The organism is Chryseobacterium sp. (assembly GCF_029240215.1).
GTDB lineage: Bacteria > Bacteroidota > Bacteroidia > Flavobacteriales > Weeksellaceae > Chryseobacterium.
The window spans coordinates 442,958-468,086 of record NZ_JARBTK010000001.1 but is presented as its reverse complement, the minus strand read 5'-3'; the positions used below and the strand labels follow the sequence as shown (position 1 = coordinate 468,086).

The 25,129-nt window shown below is 35.0% G+C and carries 21 protein-coding genes; 8 read left to right on the top strand and 13 right to left on the bottom strand.

The genetic code is table 11. The features are described from left to right. Positions 1-36: 36 nt before the first annotated feature. The 12 genes from nhaA to K0R77_RS02025 all read right to left on the bottom strand — a co-directional run bounded on the left by nhaA (position 37) and on the right by K0R77_RS02025 (position 15,311). Positions 37-1,215 (bottom strand): Na+/H+ antiporter NhaA, encoded by a 1,179-nt coding sequence (gene nhaA, locus K0R77_RS02080; protein WP_300346720.1) that lies wholly within the window; start codon positions 1,213-1,215, stop codon positions 37-39. A 2-nt stretch (positions 1,216-1,217) separates the two neighbouring features. Then, positions 1,218-3,422 (bottom strand): RelA/SpoT family protein, encoded by a 2,205-nt coding sequence (locus K0R77_RS02075; protein WP_300346718.1) that lies wholly within the window; start codon positions 3,420-3,422, stop codon positions 1,218-1,220. 121 nt (positions 3,423-3,543) lie between these two features. After that, positions 3,544-3,909, bottom strand: coding sequence for a hypothetical protein (locus tag K0R77_RS02070; RefSeq protein WP_300346715.1), 366 nt, complete (start codon positions 3,907-3,909; stop codon positions 3,544-3,546). A 207-nt stretch (positions 3,910-4,116) separates the two neighbouring features. Further along, positions 4,117-6,027 (bottom strand): acetate--CoA ligase, encoded by a 1,911-nt coding sequence (gene acs / locus K0R77_RS02065; protein ID WP_300346713.1) that lies wholly within the window; start codon positions 6,025-6,027, stop codon positions 4,117-4,119. Between the two features lie 35 nt (positions 6,028-6,062). Next, positions 6,063-7,961: an AMP-binding protein gene (locus K0R77_RS02060; protein WP_300346711.1), complete on the bottom strand. Its 1,899-nt coding sequence runs from the start codon at positions 7,959-7,961 to the stop codon at positions 6,063-6,065. Between the two features lie 78 nt (positions 7,962-8,039). After that, on the bottom strand, positions 8,040-8,405 hold the full coding sequence (locus K0R77_RS02055) for a response regulator (protein WP_300346709.1): 366 nt from the start codon (positions 8,403-8,405) through the stop codon (positions 8,040-8,042). A gap of 11 nt (positions 8,406-8,416) precedes the next feature. Continuing rightward, positions 8,417-11,110, bottom strand: a complete 2,694-nt coding sequence (locus tag K0R77_RS02050) for an ATP-binding protein (protein ID WP_300346707.1) — start codon at positions 11,108-11,110, stop codon at positions 8,417-8,419. Beyond that, a complete protein-coding gene (locus tag K0R77_RS02045) occupies positions 11,103-11,297 on the bottom strand; it encodes a hypothetical protein (RefSeq protein ID WP_300346706.1) in 195 nt (64 codons plus the stop codon). The genes K0R77_RS02050 and K0R77_RS02045 overlap by 8 nt, the downstream gene beginning before the upstream one ends. Positions 11,298-11,365: 68 nt before the next feature. Then, the gene (locus K0R77_RS02040; RefSeq protein WP_300346703.1) at positions 11,366-11,593 is read right to left on the bottom strand and encodes a DUF6814 family protein; all 228 of its coding nucleotides are present in this window, start codon (positions 11,591-11,593) and stop codon (positions 11,366-11,368) included. A gap of 42 nt (positions 11,594-11,635) precedes the next feature. Continuing rightward, on the bottom strand, positions 11,636-13,183 hold the full coding sequence (locus K0R77_RS02035) for an MFS transporter (protein ID WP_300348334.1): 1,548 nt from the start codon (positions 13,181-13,183) through the stop codon (positions 11,636-11,638). 84 nt (positions 13,184-13,267) lie between these two features. Beyond that, positions 13,268-14,647, bottom strand: a complete 1,380-nt coding sequence (locus K0R77_RS02030) for a porin (protein WP_300346701.1) — start codon at positions 14,645-14,647, stop codon at positions 13,268-13,270. A 247-nt stretch (positions 14,648-14,894) separates the two neighbouring features. Next, positions 14,895-15,311 (bottom strand): helix-turn-helix domain-containing protein, encoded by a 417-nt coding sequence (locus tag K0R77_RS02025; RefSeq protein WP_300346699.1) that lies wholly within the window; start codon positions 15,309-15,311, stop codon positions 14,895-14,897. 158 nt (positions 15,312-15,469) lie between these two features. Here K0R77_RS02025 and K0R77_RS02020 point away from each other — a divergent pair, with 158 nt between their 5' ends. The 8 genes from K0R77_RS02020 to argH all read left to right on the top strand — a co-directional run bounded on the left by K0R77_RS02020 (position 15,470) and on the right by argH (position 24,403). Beyond that, positions 15,470-16,069, top strand: a complete 600-nt coding sequence (locus tag K0R77_RS02020) for a GNAT family N-acetyltransferase (protein WP_300346696.1) — start codon at positions 15,470-15,472, stop codon at positions 16,067-16,069. Next, positions 16,041-17,237: an argininosuccinate synthase gene (argG, locus tag K0R77_RS02015; protein WP_300346694.1), complete on the top strand. Its 1,197-nt coding sequence runs from the start codon at positions 16,041-16,043 to the stop codon at positions 17,235-17,237. Before K0R77_RS02020 ends, argG begins: the two co-directional genes overlap by 29 nt. 71 nt (positions 17,238-17,308) lie before the next feature. Beyond that, complete coding sequence (gene argC, locus K0R77_RS02010) at positions 17,309-18,289, top strand: N-acetyl-gamma-glutamyl-phosphate reductase (protein ID WP_300346692.1); 981 nt, start codon at positions 17,309-17,311, stop codon at positions 18,287-18,289. A 268-nt stretch (positions 18,290-18,557) separates the two neighbouring features. Beyond that, positions 18,558-19,697, top strand: a complete 1,140-nt coding sequence (locus K0R77_RS02005; RefSeq protein WP_300346691.1) for an aspartate aminotransferase family protein — start codon at positions 18,558-18,560, stop codon at positions 19,695-19,697. Positions 19,698-19,938: 241 nt separating this feature from the next. Continuing rightward, the gene (locus K0R77_RS02000; protein WP_300346690.1) at positions 19,939-20,913 is read left to right on the top strand and encodes an acetylornithine carbamoyltransferase; all 975 of its coding nucleotides are present in this window, start codon (positions 19,939-19,941) and stop codon (positions 20,911-20,913) included. 55 nt (positions 20,914-20,968) lie between these two features. Then, positions 20,969-21,763 (top strand): acetylglutamate kinase, encoded by a 795-nt coding sequence (gene argB, locus K0R77_RS01995; RefSeq protein WP_300346688.1) that lies wholly within the window; start codon positions 20,969-20,971, stop codon positions 21,761-21,763. Beyond that, complete coding sequence (locus tag K0R77_RS01990) at positions 21,738-22,820, top strand: M20 family metallo-hydrolase (RefSeq protein WP_300346687.1); 1,083 nt, start codon at positions 21,738-21,740, stop codon at positions 22,818-22,820. The genes argB and K0R77_RS01990 overlap by 26 nt, the downstream gene beginning before the upstream one ends. 278 nt (positions 22,821-23,098) lie before the next feature. Next, positions 23,099-24,403: an argininosuccinate lyase gene (gene argH / locus K0R77_RS01985; RefSeq protein WP_300346686.1), complete on the top strand. Its 1,305-nt coding sequence runs from the start codon at positions 23,099-23,101 to the stop codon at positions 24,401-24,403. 131 nt (positions 24,404-24,534) lie between these two features. Here the strand turns inward: argH and K0R77_RS01980 are convergent, their stop codons facing one another. After that, positions 24,535-24,996, bottom strand: coding sequence for an Lrp/AsnC family transcriptional regulator (locus K0R77_RS01980; protein ID WP_034673539.1), 462 nt, complete (start codon positions 24,994-24,996; stop codon positions 24,535-24,537). Between the last annotated feature and the right edge of the window lie 133 nt (positions 24,997-25,129).

Below are 25,129 nucleotides of genomic sequence, written 5' to 3'. Positions count from 1 at the left end.
TAAATAATTTTTAAAGGAATTTAAATTCTTACAAATCTAATCTTCTTCATCTTCTGTAATTTTAGACGAACTTAAATTTAAAATAATATAACCGGAAACTGCTGCAATAAAAGAAGCAATCAGGATTGCAAATTTTGCTTCGTCCTGAATCTGAATTTTATCTTTAAATGAAAGCAATGCGATGAAAATTGACATCGTAAAACCTATTCCTGCTAAAAGTCCGACGCCCAACATTTGTTTCCACGATGAGTTTTGAGGAAGTGAACTGATTTTCGATTTAATAGCAATAAAAGAGAAAAGGTTGATTCCGATCAGTTTTCCTAAAACCAAACCGCTGACAATTCCCAATCCTAAACCACTGAAGAGCCCGTCAACCATTCCGTTGGTGAATGTTATATTGGTATTCGTCAATGCAAAAATCGGCATGATGAGAAAGCTCACCGGAAAATGGAGCTGATGTTCCAGTTTTTCTAAAGGTGAAATTTCTGTAGTAGAAATATTTGTAGGAATAGAAAACGCAAGAACAACTCCTGCAATCGTTGCATGAATTCCTGAATGATGCAGAAAATACCAAAGAAAAACACCCGGAATCAGATAAAAAATAATTTTTGTGACTTTTAAATAATTCAGAATAAACAACAAAACTGATACTCCCAAAGAAAGGAAAATATATAACCAGTGAATTTGATCGGTATAAAAAATAGCAATCACTAAAATTGCTCCCAAATCATCTACAATTGCCAATGCAGCTAAAAATATTTTGATAGAATTCGGAACTTTCTTTCCAAGCATAGAAACAATTGCCAAAGAAAAGGCAATATCTGTTGCCATCGGAATTCCCCAACCGTTGCTGTGTTCTGTTCCATAGTTGAAAGCTGTGTAGATCAGTGCAGGAACAATCATTCCGCCAATTGCTGCGAATATGGGAAGTGATGCATTTTTAAATGATGAAAGTTCGCCTTCAACGACTTCTCTTTTGATTTCAAGGCCCACCAAAAGAAAGAAAATTGCCATCAAACCATCATTAATCCAAATACTTACAGCATATTTTAGATGAAAAAGATTGATACCGATTTTCTGATCCAAAAAATTCTGAAAATTTTCAGCCAAAGAAGAGTTGGCAATTCCAAGTGCCAAAGCGACACAGAGAATCAATAAAATTCCTGATGACTGACTGCTTTCAAAGAATTTTTTAAAATATATGCTTAATTTCATGCTTAAATTCTGACAACTTTAGAAACACCGTCAATATCTTTCAGTTTTTTAAATGTTTCGTCCAGTTGGCTTCTGTTTTTTACTTCTAAATTAATATTTCCTACAAAAACACCATCGTTTGATTCTATCGACATACTTTTCATATCCATTCCCATCGCACCGCTGATCACGGTTGTAATATCGTTGATCATACCCATTCTGTCGAGTCCTTCAATCTCAATTTTGATACGGTTTTTGAAGCTTTCCTCATTCACCCATTTTGCAGGAATGACACGATAATCATATTGTGCTCTCAGGTTGATGGCATTCGGACAATTGTCGCTGTGAACTTTTATGCCTTCTGAAATTGTAATAAAACCAAAAATTTTATCTCCCGGAATTACTGTACAACATTTTGCATAGCTGTAATTCAGTTTTTCTTCGTCTTTTCCAAAAACGATCATGTCAAGATTGATCTCTTTCGGCTCAATGTAATGCTGGTTTTTAGTTGGTGATTTTCTGAATCTTGAAAGCAGATTATTAAATACGTTTTTACTTTCAATATATTTTCTTAAACTGCTTGCATCCAGTTCATTCGTCTGAAATTTTAAGAATAATTCCTGAGAAGTTTTCAGATTAAAGAACTTCTGAAGCTTATTGATTTCTTCATCATTAAAATTAATCTTGGCATGTCTCAGTTTTCTCTGAAGAATTTCTTTTCCTTCGTCTACCAAAGAGTTTTTCTCAGAATTCAGATAACCTTTGATCTTTGATTTTGCTTTTGAAGTAACCACAAAATCAAGCCAGTCAAACTTTGGTTTTTGATTCTGGGATGAAAGGATGTCGACCTGATCACCATTTTGCAAAACATAAGAAATAGGAACCAGTTTGCCGTTGATTTTTGCTCCCAGACATTTCATTCCCAGATCTGAGTGTACTGAAAATGCAAAATCCAGAGCCGTTGCATTGGTTGGCAAAATTTTAATTTCTCCTTTCGGTGTAAAAACAAAAACTTCTTTTGAATATAAATTAAGTTTAATGTTATCTAAAAGCTCGGAAGTAGAAAGATTCTGTTGCTGTTCAAGCACTTCACGGATTTCCGTTACCCAGTTTTCAAAATTCCTGTCGTCGTTTGTCTGTTTGTAACCTTCTTTGTATTTGTAATGAGCGGCAACACCTTTTTCGGCAATATCGTCCATTCTTTCTGAACGGATCTGAACTTCAATCCATTTTTTATCAGGACCGAGAACCGTTAGATGTAAACTTTCGTAGCCTGTAGAACGAGGTTGAGTAATCCAGTCACGCATTCTTGACGGGTTACTGTGATAAACATCCGTTACGATAGAATATATTTTCCATGCCAGAAATTTTTCGTTTTTGGCATCAGATTTATAAATGATTCTTATTGCGTAATTATCAAAAACCTCTTCGAAAGAAACGCCCTGCTTCAGCATTTTTCTGTAAATTGATGAAATTGCTTTTGCACGACCTTTGATGGTCACATTCAGACCTTCATCATTCAGTCTTTCAGAAACTTCTTTTTTAAATTCTTCAATATAACGCTCTCTGCTTTCTTTGGCGAGTTCTAATTTTTGAGTGATTTCATTAAAAACTTCAGGATTGTTATATTTTAAAGAAAGATCTTCAAGCTCAGATTTAATATTGTACAAACCTAAACGGTGAGCCAATGGAGCATAAATGTATACTGTCTCGGAAGCGATTTTTTTCTGCTTATCGGGAGCCATACTTTCCAATGTTCTCATATTGTGAAGGCGGTCGGCAATTTTAATCAAAATCACACGGAAGTCTTCAGAAAGCGTAAGAAGAAGCTTTCTGTAATTTTCAGACTGTACAGAGATATTCTGATGATTCATGATGGAGATCTTCGTCAGTCCATTCACAATAACGGCAATTCTTTCACCGAAAATTTTCTTTAAATCTTCGTAAGTGTAATCAGAATCTTCAATTACATCATGCAATAAAGCGCAGGCTATTGATGTTGCTCCCAAACCGATTTCCTTGGCTACGATTTTTGCAACCGCGATCGGATGATAAATGTAAGGCTCACCAGATTTTCTTCTCTGGTCTTTATGAGCGTCTAATGCAATATCAAAAGCCTTTCGGATGAGCTTGTTGTTTTCTTCATCCAAAGTTCTGTATGTATTAGAAATCAGGTCTTTATACCTCGCAGAGATTTCTTTGTTTTCTTGCTCTAAGTCGTAACTCATTTGTGTAAAAGGCTTTGTTTAAACGAAAATACGAAAAATAAAGCGATTTGTCAATTCCTGCAACCAAAAAATCCGCAGAAAAAAATTCCACGGATTTCGGTTATTAGCTTTAGTTTAATTTTCAGAATTTTACCTCAGAATCCATTCCTGTGTGCTGAGATTTTTTCTTCACATCCGGACTGTTGTGAATTTCGGCTTTGCTTCTTGCGTCGATATATTTTTTTACATTGCTGTACGACGCTTCATTGATGCTCATGTTTTCAAATAAATATGTTTTCAGAACAGAATTCTGATGAAATATATCACGTGCTTTTTGTGACTGTTCGTTATCTTTTATTTCGACACTCGCCATAAACTGTGAGTGATGGTGATCTTCTGTAAGATAAACAATGTAATCAGAGTTTTCAAACCCTGAATTTTCCAGTTCGTTTTCAAGTCGTTTGTAATCACCGTTGCGTTCAAATAATCCTGCTAAAATGCTTGACATAGTAATCTTGTTTTGGTACTTAAAGATAAAAATATTTTTTCTAATAATTAATAAAAATTTAAAATAATTTGTAATTTATTATTTTATCTATAGTGATTTAATAAAAATTAATAAATTATCTATTTTAAATGAAAATGGTTTTGTTTCCTTTTAAATGAAAAACTCTGTACAATTTATACAGAGTTTAAGATATTAAGTTAAATTTATTTAGCCTAATCTTTCATTTTTAATCTCATCCACAATCTCAGGATTCAAAAGGGTAGAAGTATCTCCGAAATTACTGAAATCACCTTCAGCAATCTTTCTCAAAATTCTACGCATGATTTTTCCTGATCGGGTTTTCGGAAGCCCGGAAACAAACTGAATCTTATCCAATTTTGCAATCGGGCCGATCTGATCCGAAATTAACTGATTAATTTCTTTTTTCAGGTTTTCCTTTTGACGACCTGCACCGCTGTCTTTTAAAATGACAAAACCATACAAAGCACTTCCTTTGATGTCATGCGGGAAACCAACAATTGCAGATTCTGCAACAGCAGGATGTTCATTAATGCTATCTTCAATCGGAGCAGTTCCCAAATTGTGTCCGGAAACAATCACCACATCATCTACACGACCTGTAATTCTGTAATATCCAACCTCGTCTCTCAAAGCACCGTCACCAGTGAAATATTTTCCAGGGAAAGCGGTAAAATAAGTTTCCTTATATCTTTGATGATCTCCCCAAATGGTTCTTGCAATTCCCGGCCATGGAAAACGGATGCAAAGATTTCCTGTCACCTGATTCCCTGTAATTTCATTGCGTTTATCATCCATTAAAACCGGCTGAACTCCCGGAAGCGGAAGTGTAGCATAAGTTGGTTTTGTAGGTGTCACAAAAGGAATCGGCGAAATCATAATTCCGCCCGTTTCGGTTTGCCACCAAGTATCGACAATCGGACATTTTTTTCTTCCAACGTGGTCATTAAACCAATGCCAAGCTTCATCATTGATAGGTTCTCCAACAGATCCGATTACTCTTAATGAACTTAAATCATGTTTGTCAACCCATTCTGAGCTTTCTTTTGCCAAAGAACGGATTGCAGTTGGGGCTGTATAGAATTGGGTAACTTTATGTTTTTCAATAACTTCCCAGAATCTGTCTGGTTCAGGATAAGTGGGAATTCCTTCAAAAATAACGGTTGTCGCACCATTTAAAAGTGGTCCGTAAAGAATGTAAGAATGTCCGGTAATCCAGCCAATATCTGCGGTACACCAATAAATATCGTTTTCCTGATAATTGAAAACATTTTTGAATGTGTAAGCCGAATAAACCATATAACCTGCACAAGTATGAAGCATTCCTTTTGGTTTTCCGGTTGATCCTGAAGTGTACAAAATAAATAGCGGATCTTCTGCATCCATGATGATTGTAACGAAATCTGATGAAGCTTTTTCATATAAATCCTCCATCCAGAAGTCTCTTCCTTCCTTCATTTTAACCTCGTTATTGGTTCTTTTTACGACCAAAACTTTTTCTACGGTAGGACACTTTTCTACCGCTTCGTCGATAATCGATTTTAAATCTAAAACTTTACTACCTCTGTAACTTCCGTCTGAAGTGATCAACATTTTTGCTCCACAATCATTCACTCTTGAAACAACCGCAGAAGCAGAAAATCCGGCAAAAATTACTGAGTGAACCGCTCCTAATTTTGCACAAGCCAACATCGCAACTGCCAATTCGGGAATCATAGGTAGGTAAATGCAGACTCTGTCACCTTTTTGGATTCCCATTTCCTTCAAAACATTGGCTGTTTTGTTTACCCTTGTGTAAAGATCGTTGTAGGAAATATGTTGCGCCTCTTCTTTGGGATCGTTTGGTTCCCAGATAATGGCGGTTTTCTCGCCACGTACCGAAAGATGCCTGTCGAGACAGTTTTTAGTTATATTTAATTTAGCATTTTTAAACCATGTAATTTTTGCTTCATTCATGTCGTATTTTACGACTTTGCTCCATCTTTGGTACCATACGAAGTTTTGATCGGCTATATTATCCCAGAATTTTTTAGGATTTTTTATAGATTTTTTATACTGTTCGTAGTAATGTGGTAAATCTTCGATCACGTAATTTCTCATATACTTTTTATTTTTTTAATTAAATTTATTTATACTTAAACTATTTTTTTAGACTGATATAATTTGAATTTTTCCTGAATTTCTTCAATAATCTTTTCATCATCAATCGTCGATGGAATCTGAAAATCTTTACCGTCAATAATCGTTCTGATCAATTTTCTTAAAGTTTTTCCGGAACGTGTTTTCGGTAGTCTTTTGACGACCATCACACTTTTAAGAAATGCAACTGCACCTATTTTTTCTCTTATTTTTAAGATGATTTCTTTTTCTACATCTTCTTCTGAAATTTCAGAACCATTTTTCAAAACCACACTTGCAAAAGGAACTTGGCCGCGCAATTCGTCATCAATTCCAACCACTGCACATTCTGCAACATCGGGATGTGACGAAACGATTTCTTCCATTTCGGAAGTTGAAAGTCTATGTCCTGCGACATTGATGACATCGTCAACTCTTCCAGTGATGAAAATATATCCGTCTTCATCTTTTATTGCGCCGTCTCCGGAAAAATAGTATCCATTATATTGTGATAAATAACTTTTTTCAAAACGATCGTGATCATTCCAGATTCCCAAAAGTGCACCAGGAGGAAGTGGCAATTTGATTACCAAATATCCTTCTTTGTGCTCGTCAAGCTCAAAACCGTTTTCATCAAAAATTTTAATATCGTAACCCGGAATCGGTTTTCCTGCCGAAGCTCTTTTGATCTGATAATTTTCATCAAAAGTTATTAAACCCAACATTGGCGAGCCAGATTCTGTCTGCCACCAATGATCGATTGCGGGAACTCCAATGTGTTTTTCAAACCAGTCTAAAGTAGCAACATCACATCTTTCACCTGCTAAAAATTGTTTTTTAAAATGTGATAAATCATATTTTTTCACCAATTCACCATTCGGATCTTCTTTTTTTATTGCGCGAATTGCAGTCGGAGCAGTAAACATCGCAACAACTTTGTATTCTGAAATAATCCTCCAGAAAGTTCCTGCATCGGGAGTCATAATGGGTTTTCCTTCGAAGATGATGGTTGTATTTCTATTAATCAATGGTCCGTAAACACTGTAACTATGACCAACTGCCCAACCAAAATCTGATGCTGCCCAAAAAGTTTCTCCAGGCTCAATTCCGTAAATATATTTCATGGAAAATTTCAGAGCGGTAGCGTAACCACCTGTATCTCTTGTAATTCCTTTTGGTTTTCCTGTTGTTCCGGAAGTGTATAACAAATATAATGGATGATTTGATTCTACAGAAATACATTCTGCAGGTTGTGATTTTTCAACCAATTCTTCGTAATCGATCAATCCGTCAAACATTTCGTTCTGATTATCAACCAGTTTTCTATTGAAAACAATGATGTTCTCAACCTTGTCCTGAGCTAATTCGATGGCTTTTTCAACCAAAGGCAAATAAGGAATCCTTTTTGCGATTTCTATTCCTGCCGTTGCGGTAATCAGTGCTTTTGGTTTGCAGTCGTCAATTCTTACAACCAATTCATTCGGAGCAAAACCTCCAAAGACGACATTGTGAATCACACCAATCCTCGCACAAGCCAACATTGAAAAAAGTGTTTGCGGAATCATCGGCATGTAAATTACCGCTGTATCGCCTTTTTTTAAACCTAAAGACAATAATCCGCCCGCCAATTTTGAAATTTCTTCTTTAGCTTGGCTAAAAGTATAGATTGTTTTTTGATTAGTAACTGGAGAATCATAAATTATTGCAGTTTCTTCCCCGAAACCGTCTACAATATGTTTGTCGATGCAGAGATGGCATATATTCAGCTTTCCGTCTGAAAACCATTGTGTGTAATTGTTTTCGTCTTTGGTAATAATTTCTTTAGGAAATTCAAACCATGAGATTTCCCTAGCTTGTTCTGCCCAGAACTGCTCTTTATTTTCTATGCTTTGTTTAAATAAATCGTCTGCGTTCATATTCTTTTGTTATTATTGAAACACTAATTGCACGAATTCCACAAAATTCTTTGTGTGATTTGTGCGAGCTATTTGTGATTAAACATTAAGCAATTCCTCAATTTGCGAAATCAGTTTTTTTATCGAGTAGGGTTTTGTTACATATGCATCGGCTCCCATTTCCAGACCTTTTTCAATGTCTTTCGGATTGTTTTTGGCACTCAGGAAAATAACTTTTGTCTGGTCTAATTTTCTATCTTGCTTAATGATTTCCAATGTGCTGTAACCATCCAGATTGGGCATCATGATATCGAGTAAAATCACATCGGGAACTAGTGTTTTCAGGAATTCTAAAACCTCTGTTCCGTCTCTTGCGATAAAAACCTTGTAGCCTATTTTTCTGAAACTGTATTCCAGTGACATTAATATTTTATGTTCATCATCCGCAATGAGTATCTTTTTCATGGTGTGTTCCGTTATTGTTCAACTTCATTATTATTTCTTGTTTTTTTGGGAAGAGTGACTGTAAAAGTGACACCCAATCCGCTGTTTTCTGCTTTTATATCTCCGGAATGAGCTTCTACAAGCCTTTTTGAGATGGCAAGTCCGAGTCCGCTTCCGGTAGGTTTTAATATATTTTGATTTTTAGACTGATAAAATTTATCGAAAATCATTTCTAAATCTTCTTCGGGAATGTTTTTTCCGGTGTTGAATATTTTTATGATTAAGGAATTGTCTTTTTCTGACAATTTGGTCTGAATTGTTCCCTGTTCGTCAGTAAATTTCAAAGCATTTCCTAAAATATTCTGAAATAACTGAATCATTCTCGCTTCGTCATATTCAAAAATATAATGATTGAGAAGATTTACTTCACTTATATGGATGTTTTTCTGCTGAATCAGATGTAAAATAGGATTTAAGGCCTTTTTGTAGGTTTCGATAATGTTGTTTTCCTGAATATGTAAAGCAATTTCGCCATGTTGAAGTTTATCTAAATATAAAATATCATTGATAATTTCACTTAATCTGTCAGATTCCGTGATGATATTGTTGAGAAATTCTCGTTTAATATCTAATGGAATATCGTCATCATCTGCTAAAATTTCTCCTGCTGAACGAATTGCTGTGATCGGGGTTCTCAATTCATGCGCAACGGAATCCAAAAAGTCATCTTTCTGGCGGTCTTTTACGATGAGATTTTTGTTGGCAGCTGATAATTCATCTGAAAGCTGCTTTAATTCTTCAGATTTTTCAGTCAGTTTTTTATTTAAAGTAATGTTCTCTTTTGATTCTTCTAAAATATTTAAAACTTCTTTTAAAGATATTTTATCTTCTTTGGTAACGCCTTCGATCAAAATTTTAGCTGAAGCCGTTCCGATTCTTCCTGCCAAAAGGTTTTCAGAAAATTTAATAAATCTTGAGTCTGCCGTTTCGGTTTGCGAATCGATATTGTATTTAATGTTGAAAATCCGCATTGCCTGTTCGGTTTTCTTCTTACCTAAGAAACGTTCCAAAATGTTCTGAATGTCAGAAACATAAGCTGTTCCTCTCCAAATAAATGCATTTTCGTGATTTTGAATATATTTGTCGATATCGACGTACAGTTCGGCAAAATTTCTTTCGCGGTAATTTCCTTTCATACTGACTGATAAAATAGTAAACAAACCGGTATTAATTAAAATCGACCAAAAGAAAATCTCAGGTATTCTTGTTAAATACGGAATGTTGAAAAAATCAAAAGCATCATACAATCCTCTCAAAGCACCTTTAACTTCCTGATTGTAAGAAAAATAATACTGTGGAATGATTAACCCAAAATAGCAGATCACCAAACCTGCTAAAAGTCCGACAACTGCACCTTTGTAGCTTCCTCTTCTCCAGAATAATGCGCCAAAAAAAGCAGGAGCTAGTTGTGCGATAATCACAAATGAAATCAATCCTACTGAATCGAGAGAGGTTTTTAAGATAAAATATTTATAAAAACCAAAAGCTAAAATTACCAGACCGAAAATTGAAAATTTTCTGATATTGGTAATATTTCTGGTGTTCTGTACTTCATTTTCAGCTTTGAATTTTCCCAATAATCCGTAAGGGATAATTAAATTATTAGAAACCATGATCGATAAAGTAATTGCTGAAATGATAATCATTGAAATACTAGAGCTTAAACCTCCCAAAAATACCAGAACTGTGATTAAAGTATTATTGAAATACTGCGGTATCAGGATTGAATAAAACTCAGGATTTACATTTTGTCCTTCGAAAATCAATCTTCCGCCCCATGCAATCGGGAAGATGAAAAATGTGAAAATTAAAAGGTATAAAGGGAAAAACCAGATTGCTGTTTTAATATGTTTTTCCTGTCTGTTTTCAATGATTGCGGTGTGAAACTGTCTTGGCAAAATACAAATTGCCGTTCCTGAAATCATGCATAAAATCATCCAGTTCATTGCACCTTCGATTCCGTTGAACGTATTTTTTGCTTTAAAATCAGGAAATTTACTTGCCTTTTGATAAATATCTGAAAATCCGTCAAATGCAAAATAAATGACAAATAACCCTAAAATAATGATAAAGAATAATTTAAGAAAACTTTCCAAAGCAATTGCTGAGATAATTCCTAAACGTTTTTCAGATGCATCTACATATTTTGTTCCGTAATAAGATGAAAATAAAGCGATTAACAAAACAACGAATGTTGCATTATCAGTCAGAATGTTTTTTGACATCGGAGTTTCTGTCACTAAATGAAAAGTTTCAGAAATGGCTTTAATCTGCAATCCAATGTATGGAACAATCGCAAAAATGCAAACCAGAGTGATTATTGCACTAAAACTTCTGCTGTTTCCGTATCGTAAAGAAATAAAATCGGCCAAACTGCTGATTTTGTTGACTCTTGAGATACGGACGATTCTTGTATTAATATAAATCCAGGCCGGAATGACCATGATCGGACCTATGTAAATCGGTAAATAATTGAGTCCGCTTGTTGCTGCAACACCGATACTTCCATAATAAGTCCAAGCTGTGCAATACACGGCAAGAGATAATGCATAAATGTACGGATTATTAATCCAGATTTTACTCTTCTTCTTCTCTGCCAAATGAGCAACTAAGAACAAAAGTGCAAGATAAATAAGAACAACAACAAATAATACGAAGCTACTCATCATATTTTTTTATGATTACAAAAGATACAATGATGGAAATCATCCAGACAGCAAACACATAAATAAGAATCATAGGATAACCGAAAACTTCTTTTTCACTATTGAATAATAATGAAATGGGGATACTGAAAGCAATCAGCAACCCGAAGCTCAGGATAATCAGTTTTTGCTCGTGTCTTTTCTTCATAAATAATTGTTGATAAAAGATAATTGATGAACAGAATCATTCATCAATTATCAAATATCGTTTATAAATTATTGCTTGTCGTCAGAATATTCTCCTATTAAAGAGTAATATCCGAAAATTGCCATTCCGCCAGAGACAATCGGTACCAATACGAAGAGTATGATAATACCGAATACCAGATCTTCCTGTTTTCCTGATGCCAATTTTGGGATTCCCATTATGGTGATTCCGAAGTAAGCTACAGCAAGCGCAATCAAGATCCAAACTATGCCTAATATTTTTTTTAATCCGTCCATTTTCTTTGTATTAAAATTAATAAATTTTGAGTGAATAAGCTATTAATCGTGGATATTATTGTTCTTATTTTTTAGATAAAATAATCCAATGATCAGACAGACTGTTGCGACACCGATGGGATACCAAAGTCCTTCAAGATACCATGTTGCATGTCCTGCATCTTTACCGGTTGTTACTAAGTATGTTGCAACTGCCGGAAGCAATCCTCCAAACACACCATTTCCAATATGATACGGAAGAGACATGGATGTGTAACGGATTCTGACCGGGAACATTTCTACTAAAAATGCTGCAATCGGACCGTAAACCATCGTTACAAAAATCACCTGAATAAAGACTAAAAACACCAAATACCATCTTGTATCATCGTTCAGAGTAACGGATTTTGTAACTTTCGGTTCTTCAGCTTTTCCGTCTTTCATTACCGGACCTGCTGCAGACCAATGAACGATGCTGTCTTTTTTCATTAACGTTCCGTCTGTGTACAAAATTTCTTTGTGGAAAGTGACCAAACTGTCTGTTGCAATATCTTTGTGGATTTTTGCAGTTCTTTTTTCTGTAATTCCGTTAGCTGCAACTGTTTTACTTTCCAGATTGACGCTTTTAAACATCGTATCATAGATTGGCCTGTACGCTAAAATTGCAATCAGCATTCCCGTCATCATAATTGCTTTACGACCGACTTTATCAGAAAGCCAACCAAAAAACACAAAGAAAGGAGTTCCCATTAATAAAGCAGTTGCCATTAAATAATCTACCTGTGTAGATTCCACATTCATTACTTTCTGAAGAAAACTCATAGAGTAGAACTGACCGGTGTACCAAATTACACCTTGTCCCATTGCAGCTCCGAATAATGCCAATAAAACAAATTTGAAGTTGTATTTATTTCCGAAACTTTCCTTTAAAGGATTGGTTGATGTTTTTCCTTCTTTTTTGGCTTTGGCAAACAAAGGAGATTCTTTCATATTCTTTCTGATGACATAAGAAACTCCTACCATCAAGATTGAAATCCAGAAAGGTACTCTCCACCCCCAAGAATCAAACTGTTCTGCAGAAAGCGAGCTTTTCGTTAGTAAAATAATGATTAGAGAAATGAAAAGTCCTGCGGTAGCCGTTGTTTGAATCCAAGAAGTCCAGTAGCCTCTTCTGTGGGGTTGTGCATATTCTGCAACATAGGTTGCGGCACCTCCATATTCTCCGCCTAAAGCCAATCCCTGTAATAATCTCAAAATTAAAACTAAAACGGGAGCCAAAAATCCTATCGTTTCATACCCCGGAATACATCCTATCAAAAATGTAGAAAATCCCATGATTAATAATGTTACCAGGAAAGTATATTTTCTTCCGATAATATCACCCAGTCTTCCGAAAAATAATGCTCCGAAAGGTCTCACTACAAATCCTGCTGCAAAAGTTGCTAATGTTGACAAAAATGCTGCTGTCGGATTGTCTGAAGGGAAAAATTTAGTCGCCAAAACTACAGCTAAACTTCCAAAGAGGTAGAAGTCATACCATTCTATCAATGTTCCCAGAGAAGATGCAGTAATCACGCCCCAAATGGTTTTATTTTTCTGCTTTTCTGTCATATCCTCAAAGGAGGTTTCGACTTGCTGATTGCTCATATTGTTGTTTTTTAGTTATTAAATAAATTGTTTTTGATTACTTGAGGTCTATAAATAAATTTGCAGCTGAACAATAAACTCACCTTTTGAAGTCGGGCTTTCCGTCGGGCTTGTGTAAACTGGTCTTGTAGAATATTGTGTGGTAATTTTTGCGTGATGACCGTCTAAAAACCAGTTGGCTCCTACGTCAAATTGTGAAGAAGGTTTATCAAATGCTTCAAAATCTTTATAAGTATATGCTGCAAAAGGCTGAATTCTGATTTTCGGTTTTTCTGCCTGACTTGGTAATAATAAACCTGCCTGAGCGTAGATTACGTTTCCGGTTCCAATCATCGGTTGAAGATTTCCGGGACCAGCCAAAGCTCTTTGTCCGACAAAATTGGGATCATTGGCTGCAATATTCATTGTTCCTAAATTTCTTACGTAATTCGGTCCGAAATTATAGTTGAAATATCCTGCATAAGCCGAAACTGCCATTTTATTTTTAGCTTCTCCTAAAGGAATATCTGCGAAAGCATCTACAGAAAGTAGAGTGATATCGTGTTTTTCAATATTGGAATTAACTGAAGTTCTTGTTCCCTCCTTTTGGTGATAAAAACCTGCACCAAGATTGAAAACTTTTTTAGTTCCTAAATAAGAACCCACTTTGAAAGGAAGAAGATTTGATTCCGTGTCTAAGAATTGATATTCAAAATAACCTGCTTTAGACCAGTTTGGATTTCCGTTGTTGTCAACAGCAACTTCATTTCCTGGAACCAGTGTGTTTGCAGGAGTTAAATCTGTTGCAAATGGTTTGTTCAAACTCATTCGGTATTCAAATTTACCATATTTTCCTTTTGCAAAAACACCCATCTGCCTTGCAAACTGATCAGAATTATCAATCAGAGGCCAGCTGAAAATTGGTGAATCTAAAGTAAGAAAATTAAGTGTTGAAGCCATTGTCATACGAGAGAGCCCCATGTAATAATGAAGTCCGCCTCCCAAAGTTAAACTAAATTTTCCTGCTTCTCCGGGCATTACGACTGCATATTCATTCCATGCATCATGGAAGAAAAGCTGTGGTTTTTTACCGTTCCCGTAGCCACCGGTTCCTGTAGTTCCTGTTGCGCCGCCGTTGATAAAAGTCTGATTGTTGATCCCAAAGTGCGTAAGAATCATGTAGCGCTTGGTAATTTGAGCGTAAGCTAAAATACGCGCTCTTCGGTTTCCTAAGTTCCAGGTATTATCGGTCGGTTCGCCACCCACCATACTTCCGGGGTTCATTTCAGTGTTCCTGATCCAGAACTGATCCCATAAAATAAATCTAACATACTTGTCTCCTTCAGGATTTAAATTTATTTTTAAACCATTTCCATAATCAGGAGAACCTTGACCATATACAGAACTGCTCATTAAAGCTAATCCAATAAAACTTAATATTTTCTTCATAAATTATTAATTTTTTGGCTGTTATTTTGTGAAAGCCAAATTGTAATTAATAATTTAGTTATGAAAGTTTAATATATATTAATGGTTAGAATATAGTTGATCAATCATTAATGATAATTGATAAGCAGGAAGTTAATATTAATATAGATGAAAATTTTAGATAAAATGTTGATTTAATTATGATTAAATAATAATTTTAATGTTTTAACTTATTATTTTATAATTGAATTATCATAAATAATCTGATTTATTTTTTAAACCGTTCCCATTTAATCAACATGTATTTGTCTGCAAACTGAGTAATAATTAAACCTGAGTCTTTAATATTTTCCTCTTTCGAAATATATTCAATTAACTCATTTTGCTTTAAAATTTTATAAACCGGATGAAAGTCTGAATGAGGTGGTCGTGTGATATTATATTTCTTAATCCATGAACTTATCGTAACATGAGAAACACCGATAATTCTCTCTATTTCTCGGAGACTTAAGCCTTCAAGATATAATTGAAGTGCTTTCGTTACATAGTAATCATCAATCTTTTTACCTAATTTTTTGACGGTAAAATAATAATTACAGTCTTTACAATGGAATCTTTGTTTCTCATTAATGATACCGCTTTTTACTACTTTTTCACTCTTACATTTAGGACAGATATTTTCCATATATAGTATTTTAGCAAATATATAATAATTTAGCAATATTAAATTTAAGTAATAAGATAATTGTACCTGTTAATATTAATTAAACAATAAAATTATCTTTTTAATTTGGTTTTTAAAGATAATATACTTTAAATTTGCCAAAAAATTCAGATAAATAAATGGAAATACAAATTTCCTCATGCGAACATTTAATGTATGTGAGTGAAATACAGCAGGAAATGTATGATTCTGCACAGCGACGAGGAACGGGAATCGCTAAACGTTCCATAGAATATTTAAGCAAAAAAATTTCAGAAGGCAATGCTATTGTCGCCACTGAAAACGGGGAATGGGTGGGTTTCTGTTATATAGAAACGTGGTCCCACGGACAGTTTGTAGCCAACTCGGGATTGATTGTTTCTCCAAAATTCAGGGAAAGAGGAGCTGCAACTTTAATTAAGGATAAAGTTTTCCAATTGTCTAGAGATAAATATCCGACTGCAAAAATTTTCGGGCTTACAACAGGTTTGGCTGTCATGAAGATCAACAGCGATTTAGGTTACAAGCCTGTTATTTATTCTGAATTGACACAGGATGAAGAATTCTGGAACGGCTGCAAAAGCTGTGTGAATTATGAAATTTTAATGAAAAAAGAACGCAAAAACTGCCTATGTACGGCCATGCTTTTCGTTCCCGATAATAATAAAGAAAATGGTGTTGTAAGTAATCAACCCGAAAATCAATATAAAAATGAGCAAGAAAGTAATCTTAGCATTTAGTGGAGGTTTAGATACCTCTTACTGTGCCAAATATCTGAGTGAAATACTTGGGTATGAAGTGTATGCAGTCACTGTAAATACCGGAGGTTTTTCTAAAGAAGAGGAAAAAGAACTGGAGGAAAAAGCCTTTAATCTTGGTGTGAAAGAATACAGGTGCGTTGATGCTCAGGAAGATTATTACAATTCTTGTGTGAAGTATTTGATTTTTGGTAATGTCTTGAAAAATAATACGTATCCATTGTCTGTAAGTGCTGAACGTACGATTCAGGCACAGGAAATTGCAAAGTATGCTATTGAAATCGGAGCTGATGCGATTGCTCACGGAAGTACAGGTGCAGGAAATGATCAGGTTCGCTTTGACCTTATTTTTCAGGTAATGTGTCCGAATGTAGAAATTATTACGCCAATTCGTGATATGGCTTTGTCTCGTGAAGAAGAAATTGAGTTTTTGAAAAACCACGGTTACGAAATGGAATTTCAAAAAGCACAATATTCTGTGAATAAAGGACTTTGGGGAACTTCAGTTGGTGGAAAAGAAACCTTGACTTCAAGAAATTATCTTCCCGAAGAAGCTTTTCCATCTCAAATTAAAGAAACTCAGCCTTCAGAACTGGAAATTGAGTTTAAAAATGGTGAAGTTGTAGCAGTGAATGGAGAGAACTTTGAACACTCGGTTTACGCGATTCAAAAAATTGAAGAATTAGCTTCTGCTTATGGAATCGGTCGTGATATCCACGTTGGCGATACGATTGTTGGAATTAAAGGAAGAGTAGGATTTGAAGCTGCTGCGGCATCGGTGATTATCAAAGCGCATCATTTATTGGAAAAACATACGCTTTCAAAATATCAGCAGATGATAAAATCTCAATTGTCCGATTGGTACGGAAACTGGCTTCACGAAGCACTTTTCTTAGATCCTGTGATGAGAAATATCGAGTCTTTCTTAAACGATTCTCAGAAAACAGTAAGCGGGAAAGTTTTTGTAACGCTTCATCCATACAGATTTATTTTAAACGGAATTGAATCTAAACATGATCTGATGTCTGATAAATTCGGAAGCTACGGCGAAGCAAACAGAGCTTGGACGGGAGAAGATGTGAAAGGCTACACAAAAATCGTAAGCAATTCTTTAAATATATATCATCAGATTAATCAAAATATAAATTAATGGGAGTTCCGAAGGAACGACTTAAATCAGGATAGGATGAAAATCCTATCAAAAATAATTATTGGAAGAAAATGATTAATCAAAAAGAAATAAAAACAGCAGGAATCATAGGAGCCAACGGCTACACAGGAAGCGAATTAGTTCGTCTGTTGGCTTTTCATCCCAATGTGACTTTGAGTTTTTTATATAGTCGTTCAAATTCGGGGACAAAAATTTCAGATTTGTACCCTGATTTAGCGACGGTTTGTGAAATGGTTTTAACGGATCAGCCTGAAGAGGTAGATATTTTATTTTTATGTCTTCCTCACAAAGAAAGCCAAAATTGGCTGACTCAGAATGCTGTAAAAGATGAAACGTTAGTGATCGATTTAGGAAATGATTTTCGTTTAGAAGGAAATTTTGGAAACAGAAATTTTATCTATGGATTACCTGAAATCAACAAAAAACAACTTTCAGCAGCAAAAAGTATTGCGAATCCGGGATGTTTTGCGACAGCAATTCAACTGGCTCTGCTTCCATTGGCTGAAAAAGGTTTGTTGGATGAGGTTTATACAACAGGAATTACAGGTTCAACAGGTGCAGGTCAGTCTTTACAACCGACTACACATTTTACCTGGAGAAACGATAATATTTCAGCATATAAAACTTTGACACATCAACATGTAGATGAAATTTTACAGCAGTTAGTTTCTTTTAATACGAATGAAATCAGTCTGAATTTTGTTCCATGGAGAGGGGATTTTGCGAGAGGAATTTTTACGAGTTCCACGGTGAAAACAGATTTAGAACTTTCAGATATTAATCAATTGTATCAGGATTTCTATGCAGATGAGCCTTTTGTGAAGGTAAGTGAGAAAGCAATTGATTTAAAACAGGTTGTCAATACCAATCGCTGTGTGATTCATATAGAAAAGAGTGGAAATGTTGCAGTTATTCACTCAGCGATTGACAATTTGTTAAAAGGGGCTTCTGGGCAGGCTGTTCAAAACATGAATCTTGCAATGGACTGGGAAGAAAATTTGGGATTGAACTTGAAGCCGATTGCGTTTTAAAACGGACAATAATCCGACCTAGGAAAATGGAGCGTTAAGAAAAATAATTTTGTGAACGTAAAGAAAATTCTACTGTTCGAAGCGCGAGACAAATGTCGAATCGAAGAACAAATATCGATTTAGCGCAAGTTTTAGAATTTTTAGAGAACAAAAATATTTTTTAGCGAAAGTTTCCAGTCTTGAACTTTTGTTTCTTTTGTTTCAAGACAAAAGAAATTAATAAAAAATGAAATATAGCTATTCAAAACCAACAACAATCAACTAGAAAATGAATTTATTCAACGTATATCCATTATTTAACATAAATCCAGTAAAAGCTCAGGGATCATTTCTTTGGGACGATAAAGGAGAAAAATATCTTGATTTTTACGGAGGTCATGCGGTAATTTCAATCGGTCACAACCATCCGCATTATCAAACTCAATTAAAAAACCAATTAGATAAAATATCTTTCTATTCAAACTCGGTTCAGAATGAATTACAAACTGAATTGGCTGAAAAATTAGGAAAACTTTCAGGTTTAGAAGATTACAACTTGTTTTTATGCAATTCAGGAGCTGAAGCGAACGAAAATGCTTTAAAACTAGCCTCTTTTCATAATGGAAAAAGCAAAGTGCTCTATTTTTCTGGTTCATTCCATGGAAGAACTTCGGCAGCAGTTTCCGTGACAGATAATCCGAAAATTGTTGCTCCTGTAAACTATGACGAAAGATTCATTAAATCCGAATGGAATAATATTGAACAGCTTGAAGCTGTTTTTGAAAATCAAGGAAGTGAAATTTCATCTGTAATTATTGAAGGAATTCAAGGAGTTGGCGGAATTATGATTCCAACGGTTGAATTTTTAACTAAAATCAAAGAATTATGTGAAAAACATGATGCGGTTTTGATTTTAGATGAAGTTCAGTCAGGATATGGAAGGAGCGGACATTTCTTCGCACATCAGGAATTTGGAATTGAAGCAGACATTGTCACAACCGCAAAAGGAATGGGTAATGGATTCCCAATCGGTGGCGTTTTGATTCACCCGAAATTTAAGGCAAGCAATGGTTTGCTGGGAACCACTTTCGGAGGAAATCATTTAGCTTGTGTTGCTGCGATTGCCGTACTGGATGTGATGAAAGATGAAAATCTCATCGACAATGCTCACAAAATGGGTGAGTATATTGAAAATGAATTGAAAGATTTTCCACATATTAAAACCATTCGAAGGAAAGGTTTGATGATTGGAATCGAACTCGACAGGGATTGCTCGGAAGTGAGGAATAACCTGTTGTACAATCATCATATTTTCACAGGAAACTCCAATGATAAGGCTGTGTTGAGGATTCTTCCGGCACTTAACATTAAAAAAGAAGAAACCGATTTATTCATCGGTGCTCTGAAAACTGTTCTTGAAGAAATTTAAAGACGAATAAAATCAATAAAGTTTAAATATAAGTAGAATAATCTAGCGCAAAGTTTGTCATTCCGTAGGAATCCCAACAGATAAAATGAAAATTTAGATTCTTCCTTCGCCAGAATTACAAACGCAACTTCCAATTGCTGAGTGAACGTCCTTGCGAACGTAAAAAAGTTTAGTAGTTAAAGTAAACTTTGAAATCATTGCCTAAAATCCTCAGCGAAATATGTAAAATAAAAATTACCAAATGAAAAAATTTACCTCTGTAAGTGATGTTGAAAACTTACAGGAAATTATAAAAAAAGCTTTACAAATTAAAGAAAATCCTCTTTCGGAAACCGAGAAAGGAAAAGGAAAAACAATCGGACTTGTATTTTTAAACTCAAGTTTGAGAACACGTTTGAGCAGCCAGATTGCAGCGCAAAATTTAGGATTAAATGTGTTGACGTTAAACGCAGCACAAGAAGCCTGGAATTTAGAATTCGCAGACGGAGCCGTAATGAACGGTGATACGGTAGAGCATATCAAAGATGCCATTGAAGTATTAAATCAATATTGTGACATCATCGCGGTTCGTTGTTTTGCAGGAATGAAAAGCAAGGAAGATGATGTTAACGAAAGCATTTTAAGCCAGTTCGAGCAACATGCGAAAGTCCCCATTATTTCATTGGAGTCGGCTACACGTCACCCTTTGCAAAGCTTGGCTGATTGTATCACGATTACAGAAAACTTGGGACACTTCGACAAGCTCAGTGTAAACCGTAAACCGAAGGTAGTTTTGACTTGGGCTCCTCACATCAAACCAATTGCTCACGCAGTTGGAAATTCTTTTGCAGAATGGATGCAGGTAATGGATGTCGATTTTGTGATCGCCAATCCTGAAGGCTATGATTTGGATAAAAATTTCACAAAAGATGTAAAAGTAATCCATAATCAGGATGAAGCGTTGAAAGATGCGGATTTTATTTACGTGAAAAACTGGTCGTCTTTTGATGATTACGCAGCAATGCCTGAAGTGAAAGAAAACTGGATGCTGACGAATGAAAAATTAGCCAATACCAATCAGGGGAAAGTTATGCACTGCCTTCCGGTTCGTCGTAATGTAGAATTGAGTGATGAGGTAATGGATGGTGGAAATTCTATTATTTATCAACAGACAAAAAACCGGATTTTCTCTGCTCAGGCGGTTTTCTCTGAAATTTTAGATGAATTGAATTCTTAATAACTAAACCTCATAGGTTTCAAAAACCTATGAGGTTTTTAAAAAAAGATTTGCAATGAAAAATAAATTATACATCATAAAAATCGGCGGAGCATTAATCGATGATGAAGAATTATTGAATGAATTTCTGGAGCAGTTTTCTGAAATTAAGGAAAAGAAAATTTTAGTTCATGGCGGAGGAAAATTAGCAACTACATTGGCTGATAAATTAGGCGTTGAACAAAAAATGGTCAACGGACGAAGAATCACAGATAAAGATACGTTGGATATTGTGGCTATGGTCTATGCGGGAGGAATCAACAAAAATATTGTGGCAAAACTTCAGCAGAAAAAATGCAAAGCAATCGGATTTTCGGGAGCTGACGCCAATTTAATTAAAGCTACAAAAAGAGAACATGCAGAAATAGATTTTGGGTTTGTGGGCGATATCGAGAAGAAAAGTGTGAACAAGAAATTGATTTCAAAATTAATTAAACTTCACCTCGTTCCGGTGTTTTCAGCAATCACTCACGACAAAAAAGGAAATCTTTTCAATACCAATGCTGATACAATTGCTTCGGTAATCGCTCAGGCGCTGTCTTCAAAATATGATGTTGAATTGTTATATTGTTTCGATAAAGAAGGTGTTTTGGAAGATGTTGGAAATCCTGAATCTGTCATCAAAAATATTTCTGAAGGAGAATTTTCAATATTGAAAAATGAAGGAAAGCTTCACAAAGGAATCCTTCCAAAACTGGAAAACGCTCTTGGAGCAGTAAAAAATAATGTAAATAAGGTATTCTTAATTAAAGAAACCGAACTAAAAAACCATATAGAGAACCATCATGCAGGAACTGAAATCTGTTTATAGTAAAGAAGAATTACTGAATAACGCAGTGGATTTGTTGAAAAAACTGATTGAAATTCCGTCATTCAGCAAAGATGAATTTAATACTTCTGTAGAGATTGAAAATTTTTTCAAAAAACATCAGATTCCTACAAAACGTTTTAAAAATAACATCTGGGCAGTGAATAAAAATTTTGATGTTTTTAAGCCTTCGATTTTGCTGAATACGCATCACGACACGGTAAAACCGAATAAAGCTTACACTCTAGACCCGTTTTTGTCGAGTGAGAAAGACGGAAAATTGTTCGGATTGGGAAGTAATGATGCGGGAGCTTCTCTGGTCTCGATGGCTCAGGTTTTTTTACATTTTTATGATAAAGAAGATTTACAATATAATTTAGTGATTGCTTTGACGGCAGAGGAGGAGATTTCAGGGTTTGACGGAATTGAAGCTTTATTCCCCCAACTACCAAATATCGAGCTTGCTATTGTAGGAGAACCAACACAGATGAATCTGGCAATCGCCGAGAAAGGGTTGTTGGTTATTGATGGGGAAATGAAAGGCACTCCTTCTCACGCCGCTCATCCGAATGACGATAACTCGATTGTAAAATGCATGGAAGATGTACAGCAGATTTTAAATTTCAAATTTCCAAAAGTTTCGGATTATTTGGGTGAAGTTAAAATTACTTTGTCGGGAATTCATGCCGGAGTTCAGCATAACGTAGTTCCGGAATCCTGTGCTTTTACTTTGGATGTTAGGGTTACGGATGAATATTCTAATGAAGAAGCGTTTGAAATCATCCAATCTCAGATGAAATCGACCTTAAAGGCAAGGTCCTTTAGGTTAAATTCTTCAAAAATCGAAATGGATCATCCATTTGTACAGGCAGGTCTGGAAATCGGGAGGGCAACTTACGGTTCGCCAACTTCATCCGATCAGGCGATTATTCCCTGTACATCGGTAAAGCTCGGTCCCGGAGACAGCACACGCTCTCACACCGCTGATGAATACATCTATATAAAGGAAATAGAAGAGGGGATTGCTATTTACATCCAGATCCTTGAGAAGGTTCTATAAATCGACCTAGGAAACGGAGGCGTTAAGAAAATTGAAATTTAATCCCTTAAAAAATTCCCACTGTTTGAAGCGCGACACTAATTTTGAATTGAAGAATAAATTTTGAATTCGCGCAAGTTTTGGGGATTTTAGGATTTAATTTAAATTTTTAGCCGGAGTTTCCAGTCTTGAAATAACATTCGCCGACTTTATGGAGGCAATTTTTGTTTCTTTTGTTTGACTACGTCGAATCTTCGATTTCAAGACAAAAGAAAATTTAAAATAAAAAAATAAATTTTATGAAAAAAATATGGCAAAAAGACGATAATGCCACCAATATATTAGTCAATAAATTCACAGTCGGGAAAGATCTTGATTTTGATGAGCGTTTAGCAAAATACGATGTTAAAGGCTCAATGGCGCACTGTAAAATGTTGGCAGAAGTGGGAATTATTTCCAATGAAGAATCAGAGCAGATGTTGTCTGTTTTGGAAGAAATTTTGAAAGATATCGAAAACGGAACTTTTGAAATTGATAAAACTGCGGAAGATATTCATTCGCAGGTTGAATCTATTTTAATTGAAAAATTGGGCGATACAGGAAAGAAAATTCATACGGCTCGTTCAAGAAATGATCAGGTTTTATTGGATATTAAACTGTATTTACTGGATGAAATCCGTGAGATCACAATTTTGACGGATGAATTTTTTCAAATATTAATCAAACTGGCAGATCAGCATAAAAATATTCTTCTTCCTGGCTATACACATTTACAAATTGCAATGCCTTCATCGTTTGGATTGTGGTTTGGAGCTTATGCCGAAGCGTTGTTGGATGATGTTGAAATGCTTTTCTCGGTTAAAAATATCATTAATAAAAATCCATTGGGCTCAGCGGCAGGTTATGGTTCGTCTTTCCCGATTGACCGTGAGAGTACAACGTATAATTTAGGTTTTCAATCGATGAATTATAATTCAGTTTATGCGCAAATGACACGTGGGAAATCAGAGAAAATGTTGTCGATGGCAATGGCAACTTTGGCGGGGACATTAGGAAAATTTGCATACGATGTTTGCTTATATTTAAGTCAAAATTTTGATTTTATAAGCTTTCCAAAGGAATTTACAACAGGAAGCAGCATTATGCCTCACAAGAAAAATCCTGATATTTTTGAGTTGGTTCGTGCCCGTTGCAACAGAATTCAGTCTTTGCCGAATGAGTTTATTTTATTAACGAATAACCTTCCTTCCGGCTACCACAGAGATATGCAGTTGACAAAGGAAATTCTTTTTCCAGCAATCGATTCCTTGAAAGAATGTCTTGAAATTTTGAGTTATACATTACCAAATATTCAGGTGAAAGAAGGGATTTTGGAAGATGAAAAATATCAATATCTTTTCAGCGTAGAAAAAATCAATGAAGAAGTGAAAAACGGAAGTTCATTCCGTGATGCTTATGTAAAAGTAGGGCAGGAGATTGAAAATAATGAGTTTGATTTTGAAATTAAAAATTTGAATCATACTCATCAGGGAAGCATTGGAAATCTCTGTTTAGATAAAATTGAATATCAGTTTAATAAATTGAAAGGAAAGTTGTTGGGTTAATAGTTTTAGACTTAAAATTTTCTTAGATGCTTCGACTTCGCTCAGCATGACACCGCTACAAATAAATCACTAACAAAAACAGATCGTATTAGAAATGTCATGCTGAGCGAAGTCGAAGCATCTTTAATTTATTAAGCTAAATCAATCTTAAACTTAGTGGATTTTTTAACTTCATGCAGCACAATTGAACTATGATATTGCCCGATATTAGGAATATTTGAAATCACATTAACCGTAAAATCATTATAAGAATTAATATCTTTTGCAATGATTTTCAACATATAATCATATTCGCCGGAAAGACTAATAATTTCCTGAACTTCATCGTGTTGCATGATATTTTTCTCGAAAGTTTCCAAAACTTTTTTGGATTGTTCTTTGAGACGAACATTGCAGTAGACAACAATATTTAAACCTAATTTTTCACGGTTCAAAAGACCTACATATTTCTCAATAATTCCTTGTTTTTCCAGCTGTTTGATACGCTCATAGGTTGGAGTAAACGTAAGACCTATCTTTTCTGAAATTTCTTTCACAGAATAGGTAGAGTCTTCCTGAATGATACTGAGAATCATTTTGTCTTTTAAATCCATAGAATATAGAATAAGATTGAATTCTAACAAAAATAGTATTTAAAAATGAAAATAAAGAGAGATTAAGATTTTTTAATTTAATCAGGATTTTGGTTTTGTCAGCTCGCGGAAATGTTATATCTTTGCACCTAAT